At 33.2% G+C, this 15,314-nt stretch carries 16 protein-coding genes; 11 read left to right on the forward strand and 5 right to left on the reverse strand.

Translation table 11 applies throughout. The features are described 5' to 3' along the window. Positions 1-37: 37 nt before the first annotated feature. From SULAZ_RS05190 to SULAZ_RS05200, 3 genes are all read left to right on the forward strand, one after another. Positions 38-874: a family 1 encapsulin nanocompartment shell protein gene (locus SULAZ_RS05190; RefSeq protein ID WP_012673891.1), complete on the forward strand. Its 837-nt coding sequence runs from the start codon at positions 38-40 to the stop codon at positions 872-874. Between the two features lie 24 nt (positions 875-898). Next, positions 899-1,354: an OmpH/Skp family outer membrane protein gene (locus SULAZ_RS05195; RefSeq protein ID WP_012674375.1), complete on the forward strand. Its 456-nt coding sequence runs from the start codon at positions 899-901 to the stop codon at positions 1,352-1,354. A 74-nt stretch (positions 1,355-1,428) separates the two neighbouring features. Continuing rightward, positions 1,429-1,617, forward strand: a complete 189-nt coding sequence (locus tag SULAZ_RS05200) for a hypothetical protein (protein ID WP_012674222.1) — start codon at positions 1,429-1,431, stop codon at positions 1,615-1,617. Here SULAZ_RS05200 and SULAZ_RS05205 read toward each other — a convergent pair. Genes SULAZ_RS05205 through SULAZ_RS05220 form a run of 4 tightly spaced genes read right to left on the reverse strand, consistent with a single transcriptional unit; the run spans position 1,604 to position 5,972 of the window. After that, positions 1,604-2,959 carry a high affinity choline transporter 1 gene (locus SULAZ_RS05205; protein ID WP_012674312.1) on the reverse strand — a complete coding sequence of 452 codons (1,356 nt, stop codon included), beginning with the start codon at positions 2,957-2,959 and terminating at the stop codon, positions 1,604-1,606. The genes SULAZ_RS05200 and SULAZ_RS05205 overlap by 14 nt on opposite strands. Next, complete coding sequence (argH, locus tag SULAZ_RS05210) at positions 2,956-4,338, reverse strand: argininosuccinate lyase (protein WP_012674819.1); 1,383 nt, start codon at positions 4,336-4,338, stop codon at positions 2,956-2,958. The genes SULAZ_RS05205 and argH overlap by 4 nt, the downstream gene beginning before the upstream one ends. After that, positions 4,331-5,551: a CinA family nicotinamide mononucleotide deamidase-related protein gene (locus SULAZ_RS05215; protein ID WP_012674060.1), complete on the reverse strand. Its 1,221-nt coding sequence runs from the start codon at positions 5,549-5,551 to the stop codon at positions 4,331-4,333. The genes argH and SULAZ_RS05215 overlap by 8 nt, the downstream gene beginning before the upstream one ends. Positions 5,552-5,555: 4 nt before the next feature. After that, a complete protein-coding gene (locus SULAZ_RS05220) occupies positions 5,556-5,972 on the reverse strand; it encodes a c-type cytochrome biogenesis protein CcmI/CycH (RefSeq protein ID WP_012674019.1) in 417 nt (138 codons plus the stop codon). 89 nt (positions 5,973-6,061) lie between these two features. Between SULAZ_RS05220 and SULAZ_RS05225 the strand changes: the two genes are divergently transcribed. The 3 genes from SULAZ_RS05225 to feoB all read left to right on the forward strand — a co-directional run bounded on the left by SULAZ_RS05225 (position 6,062) and on the right by feoB (position 9,162). Beyond that, positions 6,062-6,733 carry a site-2 protease family protein gene (locus SULAZ_RS05225; protein WP_012673729.1) on the forward strand — a complete coding sequence of 224 codons (672 nt, stop codon included), beginning with the start codon at positions 6,062-6,064 and terminating at the stop codon, positions 6,731-6,733. A gap of 66 nt (positions 6,734-6,799) precedes the next feature. Continuing rightward, a complete protein-coding gene (locus SULAZ_RS05230) occupies positions 6,800-7,030 on the forward strand; it encodes a FeoA family protein (protein ID WP_012674690.1) in 231 nt (76 codons plus the stop codon). Further along, complete coding sequence (feoB, locus tag SULAZ_RS05235) at positions 7,027-9,162, forward strand: ferrous iron transport protein B (RefSeq protein WP_012673592.1); 2,136 nt, start codon at positions 7,027-7,029, stop codon at positions 9,160-9,162. Before SULAZ_RS05230 ends, feoB begins: the two co-directional genes overlap by 4 nt. Here feoB and glnD read toward each other — a convergent pair. Continuing rightward, positions 9,142-11,733 (reverse strand): [protein-PII] uridylyltransferase, encoded by a 2,592-nt coding sequence (glnD, locus tag SULAZ_RS05240; RefSeq protein WP_012673585.1) that lies wholly within the window; start codon positions 11,731-11,733, stop codon positions 9,142-9,144. The two genes, feoB and glnD, sit on opposite strands and share 21 nt — an antisense overlap. A gap of 47 nt (positions 11,734-11,780) precedes the next feature. On the opposite strand from glnD, the gene SULAZ_RS05245 reads away from it, so the two are divergent. The 5 genes from SULAZ_RS05245 to SULAZ_RS08710 are packed head-to-tail and all read left to right on the forward strand — an operon-like array spanning position 11,781 to position 15,310. Continuing rightward, a complete protein-coding gene (locus tag SULAZ_RS05245) occupies positions 11,781-12,407 on the forward strand; it encodes a purine nucleoside phosphorylase YfiH/LACC1 family protein (RefSeq protein ID WP_012674993.1) in 627 nt (208 codons plus the stop codon). A gap of 2 nt (positions 12,408-12,409) precedes the next feature. Next, a complete protein-coding gene (gene accD / locus SULAZ_RS05250) occupies positions 12,410-13,246 on the forward strand; it encodes an acetyl-CoA carboxylase, carboxyltransferase subunit beta (RefSeq protein WP_012674247.1) in 837 nt (278 codons plus the stop codon). Beyond that, a complete protein-coding gene (mobB, locus tag SULAZ_RS05255; protein ID WP_012674184.1) occupies positions 13,239-13,736 on the forward strand; it encodes a molybdopterin-guanine dinucleotide biosynthesis protein B in 498 nt (165 codons plus the stop codon). Before accD ends, mobB begins: the two co-directional genes overlap by 8 nt. A gap of 4 nt (positions 13,737-13,740) precedes the next feature. After that, complete coding sequence (locus tag SULAZ_RS05260; RefSeq protein WP_012674741.1) at positions 13,741-14,010, forward strand: acylphosphatase; 270 nt, start codon at positions 13,741-13,743, stop codon at positions 14,008-14,010. Then, a complete protein-coding gene (locus tag SULAZ_RS08710) occupies positions 13,988-15,310 on the forward strand; it encodes a LysM peptidoglycan-binding domain-containing protein (protein WP_012673965.1) in 1,323 nt (440 codons plus the stop codon). The genes SULAZ_RS05260 and SULAZ_RS08710 overlap by 23 nt, the downstream gene beginning before the upstream one ends. Positions 15,311-15,314: the final 4 nt, after the last annotated feature.

A 15,314-nucleotide genomic window follows, 5' to 3' on the forward strand; every position in this document is an offset into this window, starting at 1 on the left:
ATTTATGTTATAATCTATTGAGTTTGGAGGTAAAAATATGGAATTCTTAAAGAGAGAAGAAGCACCTTTAACTGCGGCCGACTGGGAAAGGCTTGATAAGATTGTTATAGAAACAGTAAAGAAAAATCTTGTTGGAAGAAGATTTATTGAGTTATCTGGACCCTATGATGCAGGTGTTCAGTTTGTACCTCAAGATACAATCGAATCAGGAAACAATGGAGCATGTGGTTTATTTGGAGAGAGTGATTGTGGAGTTGTAAAAGTAAAAGAAAGAAAATTTTTACCTATACCTATAATATACAAAGATTTTAAAATCCATTGGAGAGATATAGAAACAGCAAAAAAATTAGGAGTACCAGTAGATTTTAGCGTTGCAGCTGTAGCAGCCTCTGATGTTGCGTTGGCAGAAGATAAACTGATATTCCACGGTGATAAAGAGACAGGTTTTGAAGGTCTTTTAAATGTAAAAGGAAGAAATATATGTAAAATAAAAGATTGGAGTAAGGAAGGAGAGGCATTTTCTAACATATTGGAGGCAGTTGTAAAACTGAATGAATCAGGATTTTACTCTAACTTTGCCTTAGTTTTAAATCCAAAAGATTATGCAAGTTTACACAGACTGTATGGAAACAGCGGAGTTTTAGAGATAGAACACATAAAAAAATTGTTTGATGTAGGTGTGTTTACAACCCCTGTTGTTCCACAGAACAAAGCAGTTTTAGTTGCAACTGGAATAGAGAATATGGATATTTTTGTGTCTCAAGACGTTATAACAGCTTATGTTAACTATGAAAGTATGGACCACTATTTTAGAGTTTTTGAGATAGTTGCACTTCGTATAAAAAGACCAGAAAGTGTATGTACAATTGAGTAAAAATCTTACTTTATAGGAGGATGTATGAAAAAGTTTGTAGCAGTACTATCGGTTTTTCTTTTGATGGCTTTATCTATGATTGTAAAGGCAGCTGACATTGTGTTTATCGATGTTCAAGCTGTGGTAAACAACTCTAAAGCTGGTAAAGATGCTCAGGCTCTTTTAGAAGAGGCAGGAAAAAAAGCTCAAGCCGAAGTTGAGGCAAAACAAAAAACACTAAAACAGGACCAAAAATCTCAAGAAGAGTTTCAAGCCTTTGCCATTCAAAAGCAGCAAGAAGTTTTAAAAAGAAGAGATGAGCTTCTTGGACAGTTTATGAAGTTGGTTCAAGATAACTTAGAAAGTTTTGCAAAAGAAAAGAACTACTCTCTGATTGTAGGTAAGCAAGCAGTTTTATACGGAAAGCCAGAACTTGACAAAACAAAAGAGTTTTTAAACTACTTTGACTCTAAGTACGAAAAAGGTCCAAAAATAAAGTAAAATTAACCAAACATTCATAAAATATTAACACCTCCGCAGTAGAATTAATACAAATACTGTAGGAGGTGCTTATTATGAAAATCTTAGAAGACCTAAAAGTTCAGTTCAAGGAAGTAGAGTTTATCTGTAAGTGTGGTAAAACTCAGAAAGTTGTCATTCTCGTAGGTGATGATTACGGATTTGAAACTACCACTTGTGAAACCTGTAAAAAAAGAAACTTTATAGAGTACGACAATGGTCTTGTAAAGGTCAAATCTTTTTAAAGATAGTTGAAAAAAAGACCATACTTAAAACATTTAATACAAATCCAAGTAAGACAGCTTCGTACTCTAAACCAACAATAAAATTTACCACAAACCAAGATACAAAACCTATTACGATTGAAGCAGCAGCTCCAACTTTGTTTGATTTACTCCAGTATATTCCAAGGATAAACGGAGAAAACAGAGAAACAAGGGTAATAATTGAAGAAGTAGCAACAAGCTGATAAATACTCTCTCCCGAGAAAGCCAGTATAAGTGATATTACACTTATAATTAAAACAGAAAACCTACTGAAAGTTAGTAATGTACTTTCAGAAAACGTTTTAAAAATTTTTGGAAGAATATTATTACTTAAAAGAGCAGATGGAGCTAAAATAGCAGCTGAAGCTGTACTTAAAACAGCTGACATTAACCCTGCAAAAAATACTGTTTTAACGTAATCGTTTGTATGTAAAGAGATATAATCAATCAAAGTGTTTTGAGTTTCAAACTCTAAAGCAAACTTTATAATTAAAACTGTAAAAAGAGGTATTAAAGCTACTGTAAGATACATAAAACCAGCTAAAATAGAAGACTTAAAGGCAACATCTTCACTTTTAGAAGACATATACCTTTGAAAAAGTTCTTGTCCCGGAATAGACCCAAGACTTATTGTAATCAATCCTGCTAAGTACATTACAATGTCTTTATAGTTAAAGTCTGGAATTAGACTGTAATAAGAAGGAGGTATTTTTTCAAAGGCAACAAAGCCACCTGCTAAAAGTAAAACTTCGAAAAATATAAATAAGATACTAAAGATTATCACAATCGTTTGAATAAAATCAGTTAAAGCTATAGCCCACATTCCACCCAAGTAAGTTAAAATCAAGACTACAAAAAATCCTATCAAAATACTTACTTCAAAAGAAAAATTTGTAATTGTCTTAAAAATAAGTCCAAAAGCAACATACTGAGCAGCTATCCATCCAAAGTAGGATATTATAAGCATTAAGGTAGCCAAAATTTCAACCTTCTCTCCGTACTTTACCCTGAAAAAATCCCCAAAAGTAACAAGTCCCATTCTGTAGATAGGTTTAACAATAAGAAAACCAGCTAATATAAGACATAAAGCAGCTCCAAAAGGTTCTTCTATGACCTTAACGAATCCACCTTTTAAAACCTCATCTGTGGCACCTAAGATTGTTTCAGACCCAAACCAAGTGGCAAAAAGGGCAAAAGTAGATAGAGAAAGAGGTAAAGACTGTCCTGCAAGTAAATAGTCCCTACCTGATTTTATAAGTTTCTTTGAAAATACACCAATTCCTATAAGGAAAAGTAAGTATACAAATATAAACCAGATCAACTTTCCGTTAGTCTCCTTTTCCAAAATTCTATCTGATTTAAAACTTGTTCTTTTGCCGTTCCTCCAAAAGACTTTCTCCTATCTGCTACCGTGTAAGGTGATAGTAGGTTCAATACATCTTCTTCAAAACTACTACTAAAGTTTTTAAGTTCTTGCAATGTTATACTTTCAAGGTCTCTCCCCTGATTTACAAGGTAAGCTACTATACTACCAACTATGTGGTGGGCTTGCCTAAAAGGTATTCCTTTTTCTACAAGGTAGTTGGCTAAATCTGTAGCTAAAGCAAACCCCCCAGCCGAAGATTCTACTTTCTCTTTATTTATCTTAAGACCTTCTACTATCTTTGTTATACCGATTATCGATCCTTTTAGAGTTTTAACAGTATCAAATACTGGTTCTTTGTCTTCTTGTAAGTCTCTGTTGTATGCCAAAGGAAGACCTTTCACAATAGTTAAAAGAGCTACCAAATTACCGTAAACTCTTCCTGTTTTACCACGGATAAGCTCTAAAACATCAGGGTTTTTCTTTTGAGGCATTATTGAAGAACCTGTCGTTAGTTTATCTGGAAGTTCTGCAAAAGAAAACTCTGAAGAAGAGTATATTATCATATCTTCACAGAATCTTGACATGTTAGCCATACATATAGATGCGTTAGATAAAAACTCTATGGCAAAATCTCTACTACTTGTTGCATCTATCGAGTTTCTCATTATTTGAGAAAATCCAAGCTCTTTTGCAACAAACTCTCTGTCTATAGGAAAGTCTACGCCCGCTACAGCTCCACTACCAAGAGGGAGCATATCTATCCTTTTTAGATTATCTTCAAATCTTTCTTTGTCTCTCTGGAACATTTCTAAGTAAGCTAAAAAGTAGTGGGCGACCCTTATAGGCTGGGCTCTTTGTAGGTGAGTATAGGCTGGCATTACTATATCTACATACTGCTGTGCTTTTTCTAACAGAGCCTTTTGAAGTTCTGTAAGAAGGTTAATAATATCACTTACCTGCTGTTTTAGGTAAAGTCTAAACGCTGTAACTACTTGATCATTTCTTGACCTACCTGTATGAAGTTTTCCCCCTACATCTCCAATTTTTTCAATAAGTGCTTTTTCTATGTTCATATGAACATCTTCAAGCTCTTTCTTCCATGTAAACTTATTCTCTTTAATCTCTTTTTCTATTTGAGTTAAACCTTCAACTATTTTTTCTGCGTCTTGTTTTGGTATTATTCCTTGTCTTCCAAGCATTTTTGCGTGGGCTATACTACCTTTTATGTCGTAAAGTGCAAGCTCTTTGTCAAAAGAAACACTTTCTGTAAACTCTTCAACAAAAGCATCAGTACTTTCTGAAAATCTTCCACCCCAGAGTTTTTTCTCAGCCATTATTGAAACTCCTTTCTTTATCAGTTAAGTAAAGTCTTATAAGATTTAAAGCAAACTGGGATATATACAATCTAACGTCGTTTCTACTGCCCTTGTAAATCTCTTTATAGACCTTTGTTTCTTTTCCATCAGTAAAGCCTATGTAGTGAAGTCCTAGTGGTTTGTCTGGTGTTTCTCCTGTGGGACCGGCTATTCCCGTATCACTTACAGCAATATCACTACCAAAAATACCTCTTACATTTTCAACCATTTGTTTTGCAACTGTTTCACTTACAGCTCCGTATTTTTCTATATCTTCCTTTTTAACTTTTAAGATGTTTATCTTTGCTTCGTTTGAGTAAGAGACTAATCCTCCTAAAACGTACTGAGAGCTTCCAGGAACATTTACAAGCCTTGATACTATAAGACCACCTGTTGAAGACTCAGCAGTTGCAACTGTAAGCCCTTTTTCTTTAAGTAGTTTTCCTACTACTTCTTCCATTTCAGTGTTGTCTTCTGCATATATCATACTTCCAAGTCTTTCTTTTACTTTCTGTTTTACTTGTAAAAATTCTTTTTCATTATCTTCCCACAAAAATATGTCTACACCTTTAGGAGAAAAGTTGTAAGATATATTTTTAACATCTTCAAGTAAATAATTTAAATCCAGCTCTTTTATTCCAAAGACTCTATATAGTTGGGTAAATTTCTTTTTCTCTTTTAATCCTAACTTGTCTAACGCATTGTAAAACATAGGTTCCATTTCTGAAGGAACACCGGGAAGTGCAACTATAGCCTTTTTTACGTCGTCTAAAACTTTTATAAATCCGCAGGCTCTACCAACAGGATTTTCAAGTATAGCTGCCCCATAAGGAATTTTAGCCATACTTTTTCTCTCTTGAGTAATCTCTACACCAGCTTTTTTATACTCTGTTTTTAGCTTTGATAACCACTCTTCGTGGTATATAAGTGCAACACCTATGGCGTTCGCTACAGCTTGCCTTGTAATATCATCAGAAGTTGGTCCAAGTCCTCCTGATATAAATACCAAATCTGACCTGTCTAATGCATACTTTATGTAATTAGTAAGACTGTATAGGTCATCAGGGGAAATAATAATACCTATTACGTCAACTCCTCTTTCAAAAAGATTTTTAGCTATAAAAAGACCGTTTTTATCCTGTTTTCTTCCTTGAACAAACTCTGACCCTGTTATTATTACTATTGCTTTCATCTTTTCACTCTGTATACTTTGTTATTTTTATAACTACGTTTTGAGTTCCTGTTTTTACGACGATTGGATCACTTTCACAGCTCTTTGAACTTTCCATAGGATTCCCCGATTGGGATATTTTAGCGTATAAGATAACTTCATCTTTAAACTCTTTAAACATATCCTCAAATAAAACATCTGCAGGGGTAATCTTAAAGTTGTAAGGAAAGTCAGGATTTTTAACTTTCTTTACTGCCAAGGGTTGAGGAGATATACCTTTTCTAACGATGATAAACATATCTCCTTTACATTTATCTTTTAGATTTTCATCAATCAGTATCTTACCTGTAATTTTATTTTGGTCTATAAAGTGTGCCTCTGGTGGCAAAGATTGACAGCTGAAAAGTAGAAAAGATAAAAACATTACAGCCAAATATCTCATAAAAACCCTCTACTACGTTTTGTTAAACCCATTATACCACAACTGTGTTATGCTAAAATAAAACGGTAAAATAGTTTTTAGAGGTGCAGATGAGTATCAATATCACTGATGTTATATTTATGATACCGGCATTACTTATGGCTGTGATATTCCATGAGGTAGCCCACGGACTTGTTGCATATAAACTTGGAGATGATACAGCAAAAAGAGAAGGACGGTTGACATTAAACCCTATTCCTCATATAGATCCTCTAGGTTCTTTACTTATCCCGGGAATACTTATACTCCTTAACTCTCCTATACTTTTTGGTTATGCAAAACCTGTTCCTATAAACCCTCTTAACTTTAAGATAGATATGAGAAAAGGAATTATAATCACGTCTTTTGCAGGACCTGGAGCTAACTTCTTATTAGCTTTTTTGTTTGCTGGGCTGTATCATCTTGTAAGAAATGAGACTTTTTTAACTTACTTTGCTTCTATTTTTGGAGTTGGGGCTTTAGAAAGTGTGATTGTTCCTCTGGCTATATTTTTCAAGTATGCTGTATCTATAAACCTTATTTTAGGTATATTTAACCTTCTGCCTATACCTCCTTTAGATGGTGGCAATATCCTCCTTAATCTTCTACCAAGAGAATTACAGGCAAAAGTGGAACCTTACGAACATTTTGGATTTTTCTTGATTATTTTACTTCTTATGACAGGTGTTATTGGGTTTATAATACTACCTATATACAGATTCTTTATGTCTATTTTAATGTAAAAATCATAGATTTTTCTTCGTTTTGGTTATAATATAAATTGAGATTTAATTTTAATTGGAGCTTTGATGAAGACTTTAAAAGATGTAAAACCCGGTCATATAGGTAAGGTAGTAGATATAAAAGGATGTGATGATATAAAACATAAATTGTACGACCTTGGTATTATTCCAGGTGTAAGGGTTGAGGTTATTCAAGATGCACCCTTTGGAGGCCCTATTAAAGTAAAAGTACACGATTACTGTCTTGCTTTAAGAAGAAAAGAAGCTTCTTGTATTCTTGTAGAGGAAGAGAGATGAAAGAGATTACTGTAGCTCTTGTGGGTAATCCAAACGTAGGAAAATCTGCACTTCTTAATGCAATATCAGGTTCTGATATAAAGGTAGGAAACTGGCCTGGTGTTACAGTTGAAAAGTTAGAAGCTACTTTTATATACAACGATTACAAAATCAGATTTATAGACCTTCCAGGTGTATACAGTTTAAGAAACCAAACTGCAGAAGAAAAAATAACTATAGAATTTTTATTAAAAGAAAGGCCAGACGTTATACTCAACGTTGTAGATGCTACAAACCTAAGAAGAAACCTATACCTTACTTTTCAGCTATTAGAGTTGGAAATTCCTATGGTAGTTGCTTTAAATATCTGGGATGAAGCAGTTGAAAAAGGAATAATCATAGATTATGAAAAGATGAGTAAACTGCTGTGCTGTCCTGTAATTCCAACTTCTGCAAAAAATAAAACAGGTATAGACCAACTTTTAGAAAAAATAGTAGAGACTTATGAAAATAAAAAGTTTGTGCAGTGTGAACATTTTGAGTCGCAGATAGAAGAGTATTTAAAGAAAGTAATAAACCTTGTTAAAGAGTATAATCCAGTTCTTTTAGATATCTACCCTAAAAGATACTTAGCAATATCTTTACTTGAAGGGTCTTTTAAAGACTCTATTTCTCCAGATTTAGAAGAAAATATTGAAAAAATTAGAAATGAGATTAAGTCTTTGTACAAAAAAGACGTAAAAACATTTATTGTAGAAGAAAGGTATGGAAACGTTTTAAGTGTGTATCATCAAACAGTTAAAAAACAGCAGGAAGACGTAGTAGATAGTTCTATAACCTTGGATAAAATTTTTCTTCATAAATATGTTGGACTGCCTATCTTCCTTCTTTTAGTCTGGATAGTTTTTGAGATTACTTTTAAAGTATCTTCTCCTTACGTTGAGTGGCTTGATAAAGTTTTAAGTGTTGTATCTGGATGGACTTTGTCTGTTTTAAACAGTGTTAATGCAAACGATGTTTTAAAATCTTTTGTCAGTGAAGGTGTACTTGGTGGTGTTGGGTTTGTTTTAACGTTTATTCCTGTTTTGTTTACTCTTTATGTTATGATAGCAATATTAGAAGGTAGTGGTTATATCGCCAGAGCTGCCTTTTTGATGGACAGATTCTTTAGTAGTATAGGACTTAGTGGAAAGTCTTTTATACCTCTTCTACTTGGCTTTGGTTGTAATGTTCCTGCGGTGTATGCTACTAAAACTATAGAAAATACAAGGGAAAAAATTCTAACTACGTTAATGATTCCATTTATGTCCTGTGGTGCAAGGCTTACAGTCTTTGCATTTTTTGTCTCCGTGTTTTTTAAAAATCATGGTGGACTTGTTATATTTTCCCTTTACTTGATAGGCATTTTAACCGCTATTATAGTTGCCTTACTGCTAAATAAATTTCACTTTAAAACTCAGTCTGAATTTTTTATTATGGAACTTCCTCCTTACAGACTTCCTACATTAAGGTACATTTTAAACAATGCTTGGGTTAGAGTTAAAAGTTTTATAGTAGAGGCTGGAAAATTTATATTTGCTATGTCTGTTTTAGTATGGTTTTTAACTAACATTCCTTACGGTGCAAAGAAAGATAAAACGATACTTGCAAAAGTGTCTCAAAAGGTAGCTGTTATCTTTGAACCACTTGGTTTTGGAACGTGGGAAGCAACTGCCTCCTTGTTTTCTGGATTTGTTGCTAAGGAAGTTGTACTGTCAACGATGGGTAACATATATGTAGGAGAAAAAATTGAGGAAGAAACTAAAGAGCTATCTTTTCAAGAAGGAGTAAAAGAGATAGTGGTTGGATTTGTAGATGCGAACATAAATCTTGTAAAAAACTTTATGGCTGTCTTTGGTTTTGTAAAGGTAGAGAGTGAAGAAGAGTTTAATAAAAGTCTTGCTGATAGTATAAGAAGTGCCTTTACTCCTGCATCTGCCTACTCATTTTTGGTATTTTTACTTTTATACACTCCTTGTCTTGCAACTGTATTTGCGATAAAGCAGGAGCTTAACAGTTATAAATGGATGTTTATATCTATCGCTATAAACTTTAGTTCTGCATGGATAGTGTCTTTTATAGTTTATAAGATTTTAACTTTTTATAACTTCTAAAAGTTTTTCTTGAACGTTTTTTAAAAAATTTGAGTCTGTTATTTTTTCTTTATCTTTTGTCCTTACGTAAAATGCGTCCCGTGCCCTAAGTCCCTGTGTAGAAGCTTTAACCATATGGACATATATATCAAAAGAGGCAAAAACTTTAATAATGTCAAAAAGAAGTCCTATCCTATCTTCAGCTGATACATCAAAGATAGTGTACCCTTCTGACATTTCGTTGTCTACTTTTACAAATATAGGGGGTGGAACAGTACTTGCCTTAAATCCTTTCTGTCTTTTAACTGATATCTTTTCAAAGTAAGAAGGGTCTTTTAAAACATTCTCTAAAATTTCAACAAATCTACTAAATTTAGCCTCATCTACAGCTTCAAGACTTGATGTAGAGATTTGTAGGTCTATAAGGTAAACTCCGTCTTTTCTTTCAAAACTGTAAGCTGTAAGTATGTTTATACCAAGGTAAGACAGTATTCCTGTAATTATGAGAAGTGGATTGTCTATATCTTTTATCGCTATTATTACCTGAGAGTAGCCAGCTCCCGTATTCTTTTCAAAGTGTATACTAAATTTATTATTTGAGGATAGAAGTTTGTCTTCCAATTTAACATGTTTAAGTATATCTTCTATTGGAGTTGATACTATGTAGTAGTCTGATAACCTGTTTAGATGTTTAACTGCTTTTTCTTTCCCTAGTTCTAGTATCAATATTTCTAAGAGTTTTATTCTTTTTTCTTCTGCTTTCTTTTCTATTGATTCTATACTTCCTTCTGTTAGAAGTTGAGTAGATTTTGTGTATAACTCCATAAGTAGTGCAAACTTCCAATCGTTCCAAGCTCCGGGACCTACAGCGTTTGCATCACAGTATGTTAAAACTGTTAACATATTTAAAAGTTCTTTGTTTTTTATAAGTTTTACAAACTCAGTTATTACTTTCGGCTCGTGAAGGTTCCTTCTTTGAGAGATGTGTGCCATATCAAGATGGTGCCTTACTAAAAAAGATACGGTTTCTACATCAGCAGGAGGATATCCAAACCTTTCTAAAATGTTTTTACTTAATTCAGCTCCAAGTTCACTGTGGTCAGTTTTATGTCCTTTTCCTATATCGTGTAAAAATACTGCCCATATAAGAAGGTCTTTTCTTTCTATCTCTTTGTATATCTCATAAATATGTTTCTTTTGAGGGCTGTCTATTCTTTGAAGGTTTTCTAACTCTTCTAATGCTTTTATTGCGTGGGCATCTGTTGTGTACTTGTGGTAATGGTCATACTGAAAGTGGCATCTTTGATATCCAAACTCTGGAATAATGTCATCTAAGACGTAAAAATCTTGCATCTTTTTAAGAGTTCTTGGAAGATTTGATATATTAGAAAAAATTTCTCTTATTAATGCTTTTTCTTCTTCTGTTAAAACTTTGTTTTTTAAAACTCTTTCATTTTTTCTTAAAAGATACTCAAGAGTTGAAGAGAAGTTTAAACCGTAATCTTTATAGTATTTAAAGGCTTTTAAAATGTTTACTGGGTCTCTTTCAAACTTTTTTGGGTCTAATATGTCTATCTCTTTTGACGTTCTTATAAAGACATTGTCTATTGGTATGTACTCTTCATAAGGATTTTCTTGTTCGATAAGGTTTTTTAGTATTCTGTTGGTGATGTTATTTATAGATTTAGCATTTAGGTAGTAGAGTCTCATCATTCTTTCAACACTTTCTCTAAGTTCTTCGTAATCTGCCTCAGGGCTTGCATATCCTAATTTTTTAGCTACTTCTTCTTGTAGTGGGAAGGTAAGGACATCGCATTTTTTATTACATAAAAGGTGCATCTGGTTTCTTATCTTAAGTAGGTAGTCGTATGCGTTCATAAGCTCTATGTACTCTTCTTCAAGAATTATCTGTTTTTCTACAAAGTATTTGTAGTCGTTAACATCGTCTAAGACTTTTGCTATCCAGTATACTTCGTGAAAGTCTCTTAAGCCTCCTTCACCTTCTTTAACGTGGGGTTCCATCATATATATACTACTTCCTGTGTTTTGATATCTGATTTTTCTTGCTTTTAAAGTTGCTTCTATGTAAGCTCTTCTTCTTGATTTAATTAGTTTTTTAAATCTGTCTGTTAATGTTTTGAAAATTTCTTCATTTCCGTATAAAAATCTTCCTTGAAGTAAAGCAGTTGCAACTGTTAAATCTTCTTTTGATAAGTCTAAAAAGGTTCTTATGTTTCTTGGTGAAAATCCAATGTCAACTTTTAAATCAAGTAAGCAGTAGTAAAAGTTTTCAATGCCTACTTTTAGTTTTGATATGTCTTCGTGGGTGTATACGATAGATATGTCTATGTCTGATTTAAAACAAAGCTCTCTTCTTCCGTATCCACCTAAAACGATAATGGCTACATTCTCTAAATCTGGGAAAGATATTTTGGCAAAATCTTGAATGGTCTGGTCTGTTAAATCAGAGAGCTGCCTGACTATCTCTAAACCACTTTCTCCTGCATAATGTTTTAATATTAGTTCTTTCTTTTTTTCGTTGTAGTTGTCTAGTATCTTCTTTTTTGTATCTAAATCCAAAACTTCTAACATTTTAAAAACCTCTTAAATTAATTTTATCACAATGGTATAATTTTTCTATGAGATTACTTACGTTTGATAACATTTTAATAGCATTTACTGAAAAACAAGATTTAAATCAAAGAGAAGAAAAAAACCGTTTACCTGTACAACTATCTCTGGGTGTAGATACTATACATATACCAAATCAAAAACACACAAATAAGGTTGTAAAGGTAGAAGAAGACTTAAATCAAGAGTGTGATGGCATATACACAAATAAAGAAAATACAGCTGTAGGGGTTCTTACTGCTGACTGTATTCCTATAGTGCTGTTTAACAGTAGAGAGATAGTAGTTATACACGCTGGGTGGAAAGGACTTTTTGGCGGTATTATAGAAAATGGTTTTAGTCTTCTTAAAGATAAAAGAGCTAAAGCCTTTATTGGTGCCTGTATAAGGGGTTGTTGTTATGAAGTTGATAAACAATTTGTAAACAATTTGAATATATCCGATAAATTTTATAAAATATACAACGATAAACCTTACTTAGATTTAGTTAGCGCAGCTGTAGATAAGCTAATAAAACTTTCTGTAAAAGATATTTATGACCTTGGAGAGTGTACAAAGTGTAGTGGAAAGTTTTTCTCCTACAGAAACGGAGATTTTGAAAGTAGAATACTCACAGCAGCTGTTATTAAGGAGTGAAGATGGGCTTAAAAGATTTTATAGACAAGATAAAAGGAAGAAAAAAGTTAAAAATAGAAGAAGGGTCTTGGATTAAATGTGAAAAATGCAAAACACTTCTTTACATAGAAGACCTTATTAGAAATCTAAAGATATGTCCACACTGTGGTTATACATTTAGAATGTCTGCAAAAGAAAGGGTAGACTCCCTTTTAGACAAGGTATACTCTTACGACCTTTTTCCAAAGATAAAACCTGTTGACATTTTAAACTTTAAAGATACGAAAAAATACAAAGACAGAATTAAAGAGTATCAAGAAAAAACAGGTTTAAACGACGCAATTATAATTGCAAACGGTCTTATATACGACAGAGAAGTTGTTATAGCTTCTATGGACTTTAACTTTATGGGTGGAAGTATGGGAAGTGTTGTAGGAGCAAAGTTTGTAAGGGGTGTTGAATTTGCCATAGAAAAAAAGATTCCTTTTATATCCGTAGCAGCTTCCGGTGGAGCAAGAATGCAAGAGAGTATACTATCTCTTATGCAGATGGCAAAAACAGCTATAGCTATTGATAGACTAAATAAAGCCGGAATACTTTATATATCTGTTTTAACAGATCCTACGATGGGGGGTGTTTCTGCAAGTTTCGCATTTTTAGGGGATATTATAATAGCAGAGCCAGAAAGTTTAATAGGATTTGCAGGTCCAAGAGTTATAGAGCAGACGATAAGACAGCAGCTCCCTGAAGGTTTCCAAAGGGCAGAGTTTCTACTTGAAAAAGGACAGATTGATATGGTTGTAGATAGAAAAAATCTTAAAAAAACAATCTATACACTGATAAAGCATACCCATGGATAAACCAGTAGTAGCGATAGTAGGAGCTCACAACAGTGGAAAAACCACATTTATAGAGAAAGTTGTAAATATTCTCTCAAGTGAAGGATACAATGTATGTTATATAAAACACGACCCAAAAGGAAAGGCAAAAACAGACACAGAAGGCAAAGACAGTTATAAAGTTTACCAAGCTGGCTCAAAACAAGTTATAGTAGCATCTCCTGATAAAGTATCTTCTTTTGTAAGAATGCGAGATTACACACTTTTTGACATTATAAAAAACTTCACAACACAGGACATAGATATTATAATAGTAGAAGGTTTTAAAACAGTAAAAGGTATAGACAAGTTTGAAGTGATAAGGAAGGAAGAAAATAGGCAACTGATGATAAGTAAGGAAGGTGGACTTGTTGGTGTTATAACAGATTACTACCAGTACAACTTAACCTTTGATATCAATAATCCACAAGAATTTGTAATCTATTTAAAAAATAACTACATAAAGAGGTAGAAAGATGCAGTTACACATAATATTTGCTGGAAGAGTTCAAGGTGTAGGATTTAGAAAGTTTGTTAAAAAAGTAGCAAACCAAATGAATGTAAGGGGTTTCGTAAGAAATCTTCCCGATGGAACTGTTGAAGTTTTGGCTGAAGCTGACGAAGAAACATTAAAGAACTTTTTCCAAGCTATAGAAAATGGACCACCTTTAGCAAGTGTTAACGGTATTAGGTACGAATTTTTAGAAAAAGAAGGAGGGTTTGATGAGTTTAAAATCGAGTATTAAATTAGGTTTAATATCAGCATTAATTCCTTTTATGGCTATGGCTGAAGTTTACGAAGTAAAAAAAGGTGATACTTTAGAAAAGATAGCAAAAAAATACAACGTAAGTATCGAAGATATCAAAAAAGCAAATAATATCAAGGATGAAAAAAAATTAAGAGAAGGTATGAAGTTAAAAATACCTGTAAAAACTTCAAAACAAGAAAAAAAGAAAAAAGTAGAGGTAGTAGAAGAGACCTACACAGTTAAAAAAGGTGATACTCTTGAAACAATTGCCAAAAAGTACGGTATAACCGTAAAAGAGATAATGGATTACAACAATATGAAAGATGAGAAGATATTCGCAGGAGATGAGCTTAAAATACCTTTAAAAGGGTCAGAAAAGAAAAAAGAAGAAAAGAAGGAAGAAGTAACAACTCCTTCAATAGATTACTCTAAATGTGAAGTATACACACTTAAAAAAGGTGGAACGTTAAAACACGTTTCAAAAAGGACAGGTGTAGATGTGTCTATTCTTGAAAAACTAAACGATATACCTTCAAACCAATGGTTGAAAGCCGGAACGAAAGTATGCTTAGCACCTAAGAAAGAAAAAGTAGAAGAAAAAGCACCTAAATCACAAGATTTAGAAAACTGTACCATCATCTACAACCCAACAAAGAAGATTTCTTTAGAAGAAATAGCAAGAAAGTTTCACACTTCTACAAAGAAAATCAGAGAGATTAACAACTTACCATCAAGTGTTAAATACGTAGATTCTGGACAAAAGGTATGTGTTGCGGTAGAAGATGTATCTAAATCTAAAAATGTTGTAATTGAAGAAAAACGGGAGACTCTAAAAGAAGAGCCAAAAGTTAAGGAGGAATCTCCAACAAAAGAAGTACCTATGCCTAAAAAAGTTGAGCCTAAAGTTGCTAACGGTGATAGTTTAGGTATAAAGTTAGATTGGCCTGTAAGAGGTAAAGTTGTTGCACCTTTCCAAAACGATGACCAAGTAAGACATTTAGGCATAGATATCCAGACTGAATGTGGAGCTCCCGTAAGAGCTTCGGAAGATGGTAAGGTGATATACGCAGGAGATGGAATAAAGGCCTTTGGCAACTTAGTTGTAATAAGACATAACAACGGCTTAACAACAGTCTACGGATACTTAGACAGTATTAACGTAAAAGAAGGAAGAGTTGTAACTAAAGGAGAAACAATTGGGTCAGCTGGAAGGTTGAAAAACTCTGATAATTGCGGTATATACTTTGAAGTTAGAAAAAATGTAACACCTTTAGACCCAATGACAGTTTTAGAATAACTTA

It is taken from the genome of Sulfurihydrogenibium azorense Az-Fu1, from assembly GCF_000021545.1.
GTDB classification, from domain to species: Bacteria; Aquificota; Aquificia; order Aquificales; family Hydrogenothermaceae; genus Sulfurihydrogenibium; species Sulfurihydrogenibium azorense.